A 14,498-nucleotide genomic window follows, 5' to 3' on the forward strand; every position below is an offset into this window, starting at 1 on the left:
TTCGAACATAAGTATATCAAATAACTTGACGAAATTTGTCTAAATGTGAAAAATATTATCACAACAAAAAGGCCTTTCCAGAGAAAGGAAAGGCCGCTTTGTCTTCTATTCAAGTTCCCGTTTCAGCTTGCTTTTGATTTCATGAATCCGCTGCATCTTGTTGCTCCAGCAGTCTTCGCTTAAATCGACCGGATATTCTTCCGGCTTGCTGATCCGTTTGTATTCCTCCCACAGAAGTTTGAGGTTATCCTGCACGTATTGCTGGATGTCGGTAATTTCGGGATTATCATAGCATAAAACGCCGTTTTCAAAAATCGGCTCATGCAAGTCTTTCGCATAGAAATCAGTGACGAATTTGCTGACGAACGTGTGGACGGGATGGAACATTTTTAAGCGTTTCTGATCATTTACCCGCTCGTCATAAAGCGCGATATAATCACCTTCCGAGTGGTGATTCAGCTTGTTGATAATCCGGTATACTCTCTTTCTTCCCGGCGTTGTCACTTTTTCAGGGTTTGACGAAATTTTAATGGTGTCAGTCAGTTTGCCGTCCTCTTCAATGGCGACAAGCTTGTAAACCGCGCCGAGGGCCGGCTGATCGTATGCGGTAATCAGCTTCGTGCCGATGCCCCACGTATCGATTTTCGCTCCTTGGGATTTCAGATTTAATATCGTGTGCTCGTCAAGATCGCTTGAAGCAATGACCTTTGCGTCTGTGAAACCCGCTTCATCAAGCATTTCACGCGCTTTTTTTGACAGGTACGCCAAGTCCCCGCTGTCCAGGCGGATGCCGATGAAGTTGATCCGGTCGCCGAATTCCTTTGCGACTTTAATCGCATTCGGCATGCCCGAACGGATCGTATCGTACGTATCTACGAGAAACACGCAGTCTTTGTGGGTCTCCGCATATTTCTTAAATGCCGTATATTCATCGCGGTACGCTTGTACGAGCGCATGAGCGTGCGTGCCGGATACCGGTATATTAAAACGCTTTCCGGCTCTTACATTACTCGTCGCGCTGAAGCCGCCGATCAGAGCCGCTCTCGCTCCCCACATAGCCGCATCCATTTCATGGGCGCGCCGCGTTCCGAATTCGAGGGCGTCTTCGTCACCGACAACGCCTTTAATGCGGGCCGCTTTCGTGGCGATTAATGTTTGGTAATTCACAATGTTAAGCAGAGCCGTCTCAATCAGCTGGGCTTCGATCAGGGGCGCTTCGACCCGCATAATCGGTTCGTTGTTAAAAACGAGCTCGCCTTCTTTCATGCTGTAAAGAGATCCGGTAAAAGAAAGATCCCGTAAATACTCAATGAAATCATCAGCATAGTGCAATTCCGTTTTTAAATAATTCAGATCGCTGTCGGTAAATTTGAAGTTCTCCAAGTATTCGATTGCTTTTTCTAAGCCCGCAAATACCGCATAGCCGTTTTCAAAGGGAAGCTTTCTGAAAAAAAGCTCAAAAATCGCTTTTTTCTCATGAATGCCGTCTCTCCAGTACGTTTCGGCCATATTAATTTGATAAAGATCTGTATGTAAAGACAAACTGTCGTCTTTAAAACCATGCTCCACCAAAATTGTTTTCCCCTTCCTTACTCTGCCACTTGCGCTCCGATGCTGTTCTTAAAATGGGACAGGGCCCATTCATGCCCTTCCGGATTAAAGCTGGCCACAGCGTTTTGATGAATGACAATCTGAAAGCCCTTGTTGTAGGCATCAACCGCCGTGTGAAGAACGCAGATGTCCGTGCACAGGCCCGCAAGATGCAGCTCAGTGATCTGCCGTTCCCGCAGTTTCAGCTCTAAATCCGTTCCCGCAAAAGCAGAATATCTCGTTTTTTCCATATAATTTACGTTTTTTGCGTGTTTATGTTTCTCATAAAGAGGCGATAGCCTTCCGTACAGCTCTTTGCCCTCCGTGCCGTTGATATTATGCGGAGGAAACAGGCGTGTCTCGGGATGAAAGTCATCGTCTGCATCATGCGAATCTACCGCAAAGACAACGTAATCACCGTTTTCTATAAATGCTTGCGTCAAACTGACAATCGTATCTTCAATCTGTCTCGCGGGTTCTCCGCAGGTTAATGCCCCGTTCTCTGCTGCAAAATCATTCGTATAATCAATGCATATAAATGCTTTTTTCATAGCCGGCCTCCCCGCCATTCATATGAAAACCATTATATCCTATCTCCACTTGTAAGTGAATTGGCATTGTAAAATGACAAACGGTGTTTTGCCCTTTTAAGATTTCAGGAGTGAGCGCTGAAAAATGTCATCCTGTACGTAAATGCCGTCAAGGTTCACGGCATAATCGGCGGCAAAAACCAGGCCGAGCGGCGTTTCGAATTGAAGATCCGATATGACGGAGCTTCGGACACCGGCAAGTGCGGCAAGCTTCATATATGGTGAATAAGCATGATACGGGAGCCTTCCGTTTATATAGAGCACCGCGTCTTTTCGGCTTTTCAGCGCCTGTTTCACTTCTTCATACGGCTGCTTTTGCAGCACCTGCCCCTTCGTCAGGGCAATGATGACTCTTTCACGCAGCGAGCCTAAAAATAAATGGCGTTCATCCGGTTTCGTCTGCAGAGGGCCGTACATCCCCTGCTGTAAATAAAGGTCAACCGTTTTTTCGCTCATCGGCCTGTCCCTCCTCAGCTTGTTTTACAATTATCTCCCCGGACGGGACGCGGTAAACCGCTTCGTTACATTTCAGCCACCCAATGGGAGATCTTGCCGGCGAGCTCTCCGGCGGGTTCTTCTTCAATCAGCTTGCTGAATGATTGTAAAAGCCGCTGCGCCAGCGCCTTTTTCTCTTCTTCATAGGAAATGATCGTGCTCCACTCAAGTTCCGGAACGGCTACAAGGGTATGCTGTTCTTTTTTATTTTCATGCAGATATACATCACCGATCATTCCGGACTGCACGGTAATATTCGCTTTTCTGATTTTCATAAAAAATTCCCCTTTTATAAAGACTGATTCTATTATACTACAAAAAAGCGACAGCCTCCTAAAAGGAGGCTGTCACGCGTTAAACCAATCAGGTTCGTCAAACACATCGATGTCTTCAAAGCGCGTTTTGCTGAATTTATTAGTGACTTTGACAAAATCTCCGGAATGAAACGCCCCTGCCCCCGCGCCTGAGTGGTCAACGGCTTTGGGAGAAATGGCAAACACGTCACCGAAGCTCGCCGCAGCGTCTCCGGCTAAACTCATAATATAAATCGGTCCCACAATTGCAGGCATACCCACACCTCCGCTTTTCTTTACAGCATTTTATGCGCTGCATCGGGAGTTGTGCCCGTTTTTATTTCGGCTTGCGGCTGTCTTCTAGCTTTGACCGCTGACGAAGTTTGATAAGCCGGACGATATTTAAGACAAAAGCTTTTAAAACCGCGTAAACCGGCACGGCCAGAATCATTGCGAGAATGCCGCCGAAACTGCCCGCTCCGATAAGCAGAAGAATAATGGTGAGCGGGTGGGTATTGAGCCGTTTCCCGATGACAAGCGGAGAAAGCAGGTTCCCGTCAAGCTGCTGGACGACAACGACAACAATAACGGCAAACAGCGCCTTAGCCGGCGAATCCATAAACGCGATAATCACTGCGGGCGCCGCCCCGAGAAACGGCCCTAGGTACGGAATGATATTGGTGACGGCTATCACCATCCCGAGAATTAACGCATACTGCAGGCCGATGATCCAATATCCGATAAAGCATGCCGTTCCGACAAAGAGACAAATCAGCAGCTGGCCTTGGAAATAGGCGGCCAATGTGACATATAAGTCATTAAATATTTTCCGACCTTCCGCCCGGTAGGAAGTAGGCAGGATTTTAACCGCCAAGAGCGGAAACCGCCGGCCGTCCTTCAGCATATAAAACAAAATGAACGGAACGGTGATCACGACAAGCGTGATATTCGTAACGACGCCGAACACGGCCGACAGGCTTGCCGTAATATTTTGCGGAAGGCTTTGTAAAAATCCCGTCAGAGACTGCTGGATTTTTTCTATCGACACATAATCCTGCGTCATCATCCACGTAAACCATTTGGAATGGGATAATTGCGCCGTCAAGACTTGAATCTGATGAATGTAATCAGGGAAATTGTTAATCAGCCCCGTGACCTGGGAAGCCACAATCGGTCCGATGGCGGTGAACATAAAGGCAATCAGGCCGATGAAAACGAGATAAATGAGCAGGATCGCCAATGTCCGGGGGATTTTTTTCTCAAGCAGGCGTACGATCGGATTAAAAATGAAAAACAAAATGCCCGAGATCAAAATCGGAAAAAACAGCGTGGTGATAAAACCGAAAAACGGCTGAAAAATAAACGAAACTTTCGTTGATACGTAAATAATGAGCAAAACGAGCAAAATTTGCAGCGTCCAAAAATGGACCTTTGATTTCAACAAGCGGTTTCCTCCTATTGTCATGTGAACTTGTACTGTGATTGTACCAAAAAAAGCCGCCGTGCATCTATGTATCTCAAAAAAGAAGACGCACCGGGGTTCTATAGGGCCGCCTCCGGTTTGCGCCTTATTCGGGCTGTTACACGCGTTCGGTATAATCAGGCATGACGGAAACCACATGGCGGTTTCTGATATAAAATACACGGTCATGCGTTTCTTCAATGGCGATGTGATCCGGAGTGGCATCAATCAGCCGTCCTCTGACAATGCGTCTGACGGTTTGAATGATAAACCTTGAGCCGATAAGTTTATGGATGGTCTGATAAACGTAAGGGTCCACTAACGAGACGATTTGCGGGCTTCCTTGATGGGCCATTTTCGCTGATCCCCTTTACTATGTTTTCCTTCAGCATATGCAGCGGACAAAGGCTTTGACACAGTACGTCTATCGGAGCGGAAAAGGTGTTAGTGAGCATGCGGAGTTATGTAAGCGGAAAAGGCCGCATGAGTGGCCTAGACTGAGCTTCTTATGGGATATTGGGCTTGGTCAATTAACTGATCAAGCTTTTGGATTTGTTTGAGCGCGGCCGTGTGATCCATTTGGCGGTAATGGTGATGCCCGCCGGGTTCTTCATCGAGTTCATCTGCTTGTTTCACGATTTGCTGGAGCGTATTCTTGTCCAGTTCGCCTTCAGGCAGATAGGAATCGGTGTGAAGCAGAATCGCCAGCGCAATGTCCTTCGCCGCTTTCGGTTCTTCACCGAGCCGGATGAGCAGCTTATGCGCCCGTTCCGCGCCTTTAATGGCATGGATATCGTTTCTTCTGTACTTTTCATAATCCCATTTGCCGTCTGTGTACCATTCATAATGGCCGACGTCATGCAGTAAAGCCGCTTTCGCCGCAAGATCCGGGCTGACACCTGCTTTTACGGCAAGACGGTATGCATGAAACGCGCAGGCGATCGCATGGGCGACACCGGAACGCTGTAAATACTTTTGTGCGATTGGATGGGTGAAGACATCCATTAACGTTACATTTCTCATGGAAACCCCTCCTTAATATATTTTTAGAATCCTAACATAAATCGAGAAGAAACTCAATTCATCTGATATATTTCTTATACCCCTTATACGTTGTTTCATTCATCATATGCCGCCGGACCCCGAAGTGATTGTACAAACAAAAAAGAGCAGCGTAAAAGCTGCTCTACAAAAATTCTTTAATATCGTATATCCGTCCGTTTTCCGGCTCGCCCGCGATCAGTGAGTGAATGACGCCGGCGATGTATTCCGGGCTTCTGAGGTTTTTCGTTTCTTTCAGATTGCGGAACCGCTCGATGTCATGGAAATCTTCTTTTGACGAAGAACGGATGACGGCCTGCATGTCTGTATCCATCACTCCCGGCGAGAATGAGATCATGCGGACCGGCAGCTCTTCATCTTCCTGTTCAAACCCGAATGTTCTCGTAAACATATCAAGCCCCGCTTTTGAGCTGCAATACGCGCTCCAGCCTTTATAAGGATTTTTCGCCGCGCCCGATGTGATGTTGACAATTGTTTTGCTGCCGCTGAACGCTTCGAAACGCTTTGTGAACATTTGGCTGAGCAAAACGGGCGCCGTCAGATTAAGGGTGTAATGGCGGTTCAATTCTTCGGCGGAAGCCTCTTTCGCCCGCTTGATCGGTTCCACCATGCCGGCATTATTGATCAGTGTGACGGCGGAGTACCGCTTCTTCTCAGCTTGATCAAGAATCGCCTTCATCTGCCGCTCTGTATCTGCCAAATCGGTTAAATCAACACTGTATTCTGTCAGCCCCTCACGCTTTTCCCCGCTTATCGTTCTTGAAAGCGCGGCGACTTCGGCTCCTTCTTGCAGCGCCTGTTCCGTCAGCGCCCGGCCCAAGCCTTTTGACGCGCCTGTTATAAGAAAAAACTGCATGAAACTCCTCCTTTTTTTCTTATTTTACGGGCTGTCTTCCCGCAAACACAAGCGATCCGTTTACCGTTTTGCCTTTTCCTGCGCCGTGACTTTCGGGATCAGATAGATCATCGCCGCAATCCCGAGGAGGATCAAGACGGCATAAATGACAGGAAGCAGATAAGAAGTCTTTTTCTCTTCCGTTTCCATATCTGCCGAGGTACGCCGCACCGCAGGCTCGGCAAATGTGATACCCAGTTTTTTCGATTGCGCTTTGATCGTATTCGGCTCCGTGTCTGACGATGTAAACAACTTTGATATCAGTTTGTCATCCGGGTTTTCGGCCGGCTGATCAAAGGTAATATCCTTCTGTTCTTTCGGAAGCGCCGTTTTTTCCTCGGAGTAGGCATCGTCGTGCAGGTAATCCGTACGAATTTCAATGTCTTTCTTTTCATATTCATTCGGCTTGACATCAGTATTTTCCTCATTCGCGGCTGCGGCTTGGGGAAGGAAAAGGAAAAAGGAGAGAGCAAACAGCAGCAATCCTTTTTCCATGAACGTGTTACGCCTCATAAGACTGATCACTTTCCTCCGTTTTTTCCGCAAACAGCCGAATGACGAGCGGAAGCGCCGCCGCAATCAGCGTAATGATCGCAAGAACCGTTACCCCCATCGCAAACAGATGGCCCGTTCCGTATTGAATATCGATATAGACTTTCGAAACCGGACTGTCAAAGGTGAAGTTCGGCATAATCAGGTCGATCAAAGGCGCCACATAAAAGAGAATGAGCGCAGATGATGCAATCCATCCGGTGATTGAGCTGAAGACAAAGGCTGCCCGGATAAAAGCTGAACTCGCCGCAAGCAAGAGAATCGTAAAGACTGACCATTTAATGGTCTGATCGTCCGGAAGCGAGTAGATATTCAGACCGAACAGACTGATCATCAATCCGACCATAATGTTTAAAATCCCAAAGAGCGCGCCTTTGACAAGAAGCGGCGCCTGCTGATAATACGAGCTGAAATAGCCGATCAGAAGACTGCTGATCAGGACGATCACCAAAATGACGACCGGCGGAACATTCTGAACCCGGTCTTCCGGCACCTCTCCGCTGATTTTAAGCGGGTTGGCGAGATAATCGTAAACGTAGCCGTTTTCCTGTCCGTCAACGAGCGCGTTCCCTAAAATGCCGTACACGTCATTTCTGATCAATTTCGTGGAATTGACGTTTTTGCCCCAGTTGCTGTTCAGGGTGTCCGCTTTATGCTGGACGTCATTTACGCTTTGCTGCATATTGTCGGTATAGCTGATGATGCCGGACTGGCGTTCTGACAGATGGCCCATCGTGTCAGACATTTGCAGGACTTCGCGGCCGACTGTATCCTGAGCGCCGAGCGCCACCGTTCCGGTTAATCCGTCTCCGCTGAACGCGGCCGCTTCCTGCACGGCGCCTTCAGCCAGCTGATCGGATGCTTTCGCCGCGCTGTCTGAAATGCTGGCGAGCTCATCGAGCACTCCGGCTTGTTCATCTCTGATATAGGTACTGTAGTTATCCGAGAATTCGGTCATGCCTTTAATGAAATTGCTGATGTCTTCATCTGTCTGCATCTTGTTGTTTTTCAGGTTTTCCCAGCTTGCCGTTTCTTCCGGTTTGATCGCGAGAACGGTTTGGACTTCGCCTTGCTGAGCTTTCAGCACCCTGTTTTTCACATCAGGCAGCGAGCCCGCGTCAAGAGAGTGATAGAGTGTCGCCTCATACAGGGATAAATCATTATAGTAACTCATTAAATCGGATATCTTTTTTGTATTAATGTCAGCGGCAAATATCTGTTCAAGAGCAGATTTGCGGCCGCTATCCAATGACGGGTAGTTCAGAATGTTCTGTTCCGTTCTTACAATCATTCTGTAAATGGTATTGAAGTCTTGTTTTCTCGTTTCTTCTGATTCTTCCAGCTTTCTCTTTAATTTTTCTGCACGTTTTTCAACTTTGGCAATCTGGTCTTTAAGGCCTTGGATTTCTTCATCAAGAGCATCGAGACGTTTTTTCAGTTCTTCATTATGAGTCTGCTGTTTCTCTTCCAGCTCTTTTTCAATTTGCTGAATGCGCTCTGCGGCTTGGTTCAGCCTTTCTTTCGCCTCAGATATGTCCGTGCCGCCGTCCCCTTCAGAATCGTTCGGATCGTCCGCCGGCTCATCAGCAGGCGGAGTGACGTTTTTAGCGGCAGTGGCGGTCTGGACGGTTTTTGGCTCCTGATCGCCTGTGTTATCGGAAGCAGGCTGCTCTTCTTTTGTGCCGTCTTCCGTTTTTCCGTCTTCTCCGGGATTCGTTCCGTTATCCGGATCGGTATCGCCGGAGTTTTCACCGTCATCGCCTTGGCCCGGTTTTTCAGGGGCCGGATTTTCTTCTTCCGGTTCTTTTAATCCGTCAGAAATGTGATTGATTTCAGCGGAGATGCGCTTTAATTCGTCACGCTGATCATCAAGGTCAATTTTCAGATCACCGGGTTTTTCTTCTTCCGGTTTTTCTTCTTCTTTCGGTTCATCCGAGCCGTCATCACCCGGGTCCTTTTCCGGAACGGTTAATGCCGGCCGATCCCTTTTCATAAGGGTTTGGATACTGTTCAGTGTTTCAAATCTTGCTTGAGCTTTATATTGAGTCAAATAATTGTCCAGTAAATTGGATTGAATATTCGCCATCCCGTGTTCCTGATCAGGAACCTGCGCTTCTCTCACCTGTTGGGCGGCAAAAAGAGCCGATCCCGTCTGGTCAAGCTGTGTCTGCGCCCGGTTTATGCCTGAAGACAGCCCGCTCATCATCGTGCTGAACTGGTTGGCGGCCTGCTGTGCTTTAATGGCGTTCAGTCCGGCTGTGATTTGCTTTTGATTTTGTTCCTGCGCGGCCATCAGCAGTTTTTTCTGATTTTCTTGATATTGTTTATAGCGCTCGACCGTGTCGGCAAAGTCTTTAAGCGTGGTTTTGGCTTCATCTGCCGAAGTCAATTTTTCTTTTGCCGCGCCCTGCGCTTCATTCATTGATTTTTTCAGTTCGTCAATCAGGTCTTTTTGCCGTTTGATTTCACCTGCCAAGTCATTGGAGCTCGGCTTGTAAAAGTTGTACATGACGTTTTGAAACTCTGATTCTTTATTGACGATCTTGTCAAAATCGCCTCGGACATTGTTCACTTTTTGTGAGACGAAATTCCAATATAATGCCGACATTTTTTTATTCATTGATTTTTGGGCGTCTTCTAGCTCACGCTGCACCTTTTCTTTGTTGACGGCGTTCAGGTTGCTTTGAATATTGAATGTCAGCGTGGCTTTTTGCGGACGCTCCTTGTCATAGCTTAAGATGTCTTTTGAAAAATCGGATGGAATGTAAACGACGGCGTCATACTTCTTAGCCGCCAGACCGTTTTCAGCCGCGCTCCTATTGACAACCGTCCATGAATAATCCGGACGGCCGCCGAGAGCGGCCGCTACTTCTTTACCGAAATGGACGGATTCCTCTTCCTCATTTTCATCTGTTTGTAAGCCCATGTCTTCGTTCACGACTGCGATTTGGCGGGTGGCGTTGATTTTTTGTTTTCCCGGGTCATCGCCGATAAACCGGAAAAACAGCACCGGCAGCAGCAGAATGATGACGACCGCGGCTATTAATTTGATCAGGCTTTTTCGTTGTTCAGTCATCTGACGGCCTCCCTTTCCGCTGAACATAAAGGTATTTGGATTTTTTGCTCTTTCCCGTTTTCAACCAAATAGCCGAAGCCCGGCTGAATGTCCGGTTCCTGCCTTTGGTAAGGCAGCGGAATGACATTTTGTTCGGATTTTTTCACAAGCAGCATCGCGTGGCGGATCTGTTTCATTTCCGTCGTTAAGGAATCATAACCTTTTGAGAATTCGCTGTGATTGCCCGCTGGGATAAAACTGAAGCCCACATGCGCGTAAGATTTCATAAACATCGCCAGCTTGTCCTGAATGGCGGTGTCGATCGTCTGCTGGAATCTTGTAATGCCGTCGGCCATTAACACGACCGGAGAGAAACTGAGTTTGTACACATCGCCATTTTTGACGGCCTGCGCATACTGAGCTTCGCGCTCCGTGAAAATGGCTTCTGCCGTTTCGATCCACTGCCGGACGTCTTCTTTTGTGTCCAGATAGCTGACCTTTGTTTCCTGCGCATACTGCGACAGTCCGCGGTCAATCGAGTCAAACAGCCCGACCCGTTCCGTACCTTCACGCAGCAGGTGATTCAGCATCACTTTCAGGATGTTTGTTTTTCCACGCTGTGTCTGGCCTAAGATAAGGCAATGCTTATTTTTGCCCAGATCAAAGTACACAGGGCTGACCTTTTCCTCATGAAGCCCGACAGGAATGCGGAACGGCTCTTGATCCGGGCCGAGACGGAGTGAAAATTCGCCGGCCGTCAGCCTATCCGGAAGCATCGGAATCGGGTCTGGGCCGGCTGTTCCGGCGTGGCGCTCAGCTAATGCTTTGACATCGGCTTTCAGCGCCTGGAACATCTCGAGGTCATTTTCCGCTTCAGCCGGAAGAAACATTTGCGCGAAATACAGTTCTTCTTTTTGGATCATCACGCGGCCCGGGATCGGTTCGAGACTGAACGGCGGACGCCCGTAAATGGAGTATCCTTCTGACTGATCCATTAAATAATGGACGACTTTCGTTTTTATGTTGTTTAACAGCGACTGGCGGACGGCGTTTACCCTCGTTGCGGTCAGCAGGAAGTAAATGCCTAAGCTTTGCCCGTCGCGTGAAATCTGGATAAATTCCGTTTCTAATTCATGCATTTCATCTTTTACGATGTCGAAATTGTCAATTGTGATAAATATAAACGGCAGCTCTTCTTCACTGAGCGAATTGTACATTTTGATATGGCTGACTTCTTTTTCTCTGAACAGCCGTTTCCGCCGCTCGATTTCTTCCTTGATGCGGATCATGAATTTTTCGATCTTTCTCATTTGATCCATTAAGAAATAGTCTGCGGTGTGCGGAAGCTTTGCCAATGGCAGAAGTGTGCCGTTTCCGAAGTCAAAGATGTACATATGAAGCTCTTCCGGCGTGTATCCTTCCGCGAAGTTCATCAGGAAGGTGATGGCAGCCACTGACTTGCCGTAGCCGGATGAGCCGAAAATGCCGATGTTGCCGTCATCCATCATCGTATAAGCGAGAGGCGCCTGTCTTTGCTGATCAGGCTCATCAACGCAGGCGATGAAGAAGCGGTCTTTTTCCTGCGCGGGGTAAAGCGTGCGCGGGATACGTTCGGCAAGCGGCGGAAGCCACGGGCTTGGCAGCTTTTCAATGCCCATTTCATTTTGAATCCGCTCGATTTCTTCGACTACGGCTTCTATTTCTGCCGGGGCGTCTTTTTTCGCCGCATCATCCGCGTCCACCTCAGACAGCGGAATTAAGCCGGTGTCGGTAACGATGGCAATGTCATCCTCGGTGCCGTATACATCTTCCATGTAAGGGGCGCCGCTCCAGGCAGACTGGAACTGCTCATACACTTCGTTATTTCCGACTTGCAAGTAGCCGCGTCCGGTGACCGTAATATTCGCCGCATCACTGTTTTTCAGGATTTCTTTACTGTCACTTGCATCCTGCACTTTCAGCGCGACCTTAAAGCGTGAGTTGCTCCATATTTGGTCGTCAATGATGCCGCCCGGCTTTTGCGTGGCGAGAATTAAATGCACACCAAGGCTCCGTCCGATGCGGGCCGCGCTGACAAGCTCCCTGATAAAGTCAGGCTCTTCGCTTTTCAGCTCGGCGAATTCATCTGAAATCAAAAACAGGTGCGGCATCGGAATATCCGTTTCTCCCTGTTTATACAGCTTTGTATAGTCATTGATGTGATTGACGCGATATTGATCAAACAGCCGCTGCCGTTTTTTCAGCTCGCTCTTAATGGATGCAAGCGCCCTGATACTGAAGTTTCTGCTTCCTTCAATATTCGTGATGGTCCCGAGAAGGTGCGGCATCTTGCGGAACGGCTGGGCCATTCCTCCGCCCTTATAGTCAATCAGCAAAAACGCCGCTTCATGCGGGTGGAAATGAACGGCCAATGACAGGATGTACGTTTGCAGAAATTCACTTTTCCCGGAGCCGGTCGTTCCCGCCAGCAATCCGTGCGGCCCGTGCGCTTTTTCATGCAGGTTTAAATAGACGATGTCGTCTTTTCCTTTATAGCCGATCGGAACAGCCAGCGATTTTGCAGACTCACTTGTCTCCCACTTCTGTCTGATGCCGATTTCTTTTACTTCCTTCGCATGAAACAGCTCCAGAAATGAGACCGTTTCAGGAATGGAATTCGTCATTCCGACCTGATGGTGCAATGTCCGAAGCGTCCGGGAAAACCGCTCGTTGTTTGTCCGTTCATGCCTGTCCAGCTTAAACGGGATCTGCACCGCTTTTTTCTGCTGAATGAGAATGTCTCCCTCATCTTCATTAATGTAGCGGACGAGGGTGTGAATGTTTTCTGCCAGGCTTTCCTTCGTTTCCGCGGCAATGATTGCCGAGATGCCGAGATGCTCATGCCGGCCTTCGATGTATTCTAAAATGACGTGCTCTGCGATCAGCTGCTGATTTGTGATGACAAAGACAAAATGCGGCTGGAAGATCTTCTTTTCTTTATCTTCTTCCAAATCCCGCTCCCGCAGCAGCTCGTAAATGGACGATAACAATTGATCGCGGGTCTGTTCATTGTAAATAAATCCTTTCGCGTACATATGAGGCAGCTGAAATTGCGGCAGCCACTTCATCCATTCCCATTCCTTATATTCGTCCTCATGAAAGATAAAGACAAATCGCAGGTCATGGTAGCTGTTGAAGAACGCGAGCTGGCCGATCAGCTGATGAATTTCATTTTTGACGATCTGGGGTTTCCCGACAAGCCCCATCGGCCCTTCTTGTAAATCAACGGTCACGGGCGCATGGCGGATATCTTTATACACACGCTGCATGTGCTGCGACTGCTCCATCAAGTCATCCACATCACGGTTCGCCAGGTCTCCGCCGCTCATTGAAATCTCGTAGCTTGCCGGGACCGTGCCCGTTCCGAGCCGAAGCATCAGAAAATCCCTGCTTTCCAGCGATTTCTCCCAAATGCGGCCGCTGATTTCAGAAGTTAAATATTTCATTTTTTCAAACGGGGGAAAATGATGCGTCAGCACTTGCAGCTGTTTTTCCGACAGCGTCTGAAGCTCTTTCCGCTTGCTTTCTAAATACTGCTTGTACACACGCTCCCGTTTTTCCTCCCGTTTTTTCCGCTGGTTTTTTTCACGGAAATACTGCACGGTGGACGTAATGAGAGTCATCATAAACATCGCCAAAGAGACAAGGATGAATATGCCCCTCGGCTGTATAATGGCGACAACCCCCATTACAATCAGCATGACCAAAGGAGGCAGAATGACGAGCCACAGCCCCCGGTTATTCTGTTCGCTTTCCTGCGAGGGAAAGCTGAATGAAACGCGGTCTTCTGGAAGATCGTAGACCATACGCGGCGTTCTTCGATATTGCGGGTATTTCTTTTTCATTTCGGTGCTTGGTTTTACCGTTTTGGTTAAACCGGTTTGAAGCTTTTCGTGATGAACGATTTCTAAAAGGTCGTCCTCCGTCAGCCTCACACGCAGAAAATTCCACAGCAGCTCATCTCCCGTCCGGAGCCTTTCGGGAGCTTCTGCAAGTTTTCCGTTCACATAAACGTCCTGGCCATCAGGGACGACAGACCAGCATCCTCCCGACTTTCGCAGATAAAAAGCCCCTGTTTGAGCGGAGGACGGCTCTTTGTATATATCCGCTTCCTCTGTTTCTGATGAGAAAACGATCTCATCCTTCCCGCCGATAAAATAAACGGAGTATTCTTCTTTGTCAGGGGTGAGCAGAAGCCGCATCGTCTCTTCTTCAATCCGGCAGGGCATTTCATTTCCTATTGTCAATTCGCCGGCACAGTTATTTCCCAGGAAAACATCATAACGATCTGTTTCTTTTCGATAAAGGGTTGCGGCGTTTTGCCGTAACGAAAGTGTGCCGACCGTGATTGTATCTTTCATATCCGGACCGACCGTAATCGGCTGAGACGGCGGGAGTTCAGACAGCTGAATCTTTTGTACGTGTTCTCGGTAAAAGACCCATAACAGACTCATATGGCGAACCT

General features: G+C 48.3%; 12 protein-coding genes. All 12 read right to left on the minus strand.

Annotated elements, in window-relative coordinates:
• Positions 1-105: 105 nt before the first annotated feature.
• Positions 106-1,572, minus strand: coding sequence for a nicotinate phosphoribosyltransferase (locus tag NYE62_RS15935; RefSeq protein WP_015418109.1), 1,467 nt, complete (start codon positions 1,570-1,572; stop codon positions 106-108).
• Positions 1,573-1,589: 17 nt separating this feature from the next.
• A complete protein-coding gene (locus NYE62_RS15940; protein ID WP_003152033.1) occupies positions 1,590-2,141 on the minus strand; it encodes an isochorismatase family cysteine hydrolase in 552 nt (183 codons plus the stop codon).
• Positions 2,142-2,237: 96 nt separating this feature from the next.
• Positions 2,238-2,636, minus strand: a complete 399-nt coding sequence (locus tag NYE62_RS15945) for a YueI family protein (RefSeq protein WP_061862533.1) — start codon at positions 2,634-2,636, stop codon at positions 2,238-2,240.
• A gap of 65 nt (positions 2,637-2,701) precedes the next feature.
• Complete coding sequence (locus tag NYE62_RS15950) at positions 2,702-2,950, minus strand: YueH family protein (RefSeq protein ID WP_003152028.1); 249 nt, start codon at positions 2,948-2,950, stop codon at positions 2,702-2,704.
• Between the two features lie 72 nt (positions 2,951-3,022).
• Positions 3,023-3,244, minus strand: coding sequence for a spore germination protein (locus NYE62_RS15955; protein WP_007408682.1), 222 nt, complete (start codon positions 3,242-3,244; stop codon positions 3,023-3,025).
• A gap of 61 nt (positions 3,245-3,305) precedes the next feature.
• Positions 3,306-4,412 carry an AI-2E family transporter gene (locus tag NYE62_RS15960; RefSeq protein ID WP_015418110.1) on the minus strand — a complete coding sequence of 369 codons (1,107 nt, stop codon included), beginning with the start codon at positions 4,410-4,412 and terminating at the stop codon, positions 3,306-3,308.
• Between the two features lie 136 nt (positions 4,413-4,548).
• Entirely contained in the window at positions 4,549-4,785 is a 237-nt protein-coding gene (locus tag NYE62_RS15965) for a DUF2642 domain-containing protein (RefSeq protein ID WP_003152023.1), read from the minus strand.
• A 137-nt stretch (positions 4,786-4,922) separates the two neighbouring features.
• The gene (locus tag NYE62_RS15970; RefSeq protein ID WP_007613450.1) at positions 4,923-5,453 is read right to left on the minus strand and encodes an HD domain-containing protein; all 531 of its coding nucleotides are present in this window, start codon (positions 5,451-5,453) and stop codon (positions 4,923-4,925) included.
• Between the two features lie 163 nt (positions 5,454-5,616).
• Positions 5,617-6,348 (minus strand): (S)-benzoin forming benzil reductase, encoded by a 732-nt coding sequence (locus NYE62_RS15975; protein ID WP_015418111.1) that lies wholly within the window; start codon positions 6,346-6,348, stop codon positions 5,617-5,619.
• A gap of 60 nt (positions 6,349-6,408) precedes the next feature.
• On the minus strand, positions 6,409-6,882 hold the full coding sequence (essA, locus tag NYE62_RS15980; RefSeq protein WP_007408686.1) for a type VII secretion protein EssA: 474 nt from the start codon (positions 6,880-6,882) through the stop codon (positions 6,409-6,411).
• 7 nt (positions 6,883-6,889) lie between these two features.
• Positions 6,890-10,015: a type VII secretion protein EsaA gene (gene esaA / locus NYE62_RS15985; RefSeq protein WP_342497053.1), complete on the minus strand. Its 3,126-nt coding sequence runs from the start codon at positions 10,013-10,015 to the stop codon at positions 6,890-6,892.
• Positions 10,012-14,487 carry a type VII secretion protein EssC gene (gene essC / locus NYE62_RS15990; protein ID WP_342497054.1) on the minus strand — a complete coding sequence of 1,492 codons (4,476 nt, stop codon included), beginning with the start codon at positions 14,485-14,487 and terminating at the stop codon, positions 10,012-10,014. The genes esaA and essC overlap by 4 nt, the downstream gene beginning before the upstream one ends.
• Between the last annotated feature and the right edge of the window lie 11 nt (positions 14,488-14,498).

The organism is Bacillus sp. FSL K6-2861 (genome assembly GCF_038630725.1).
GTDB lineage: Bacteria > Bacillota > Bacilli > Bacillales > Bacillaceae > Bacillus > Bacillus velezensis.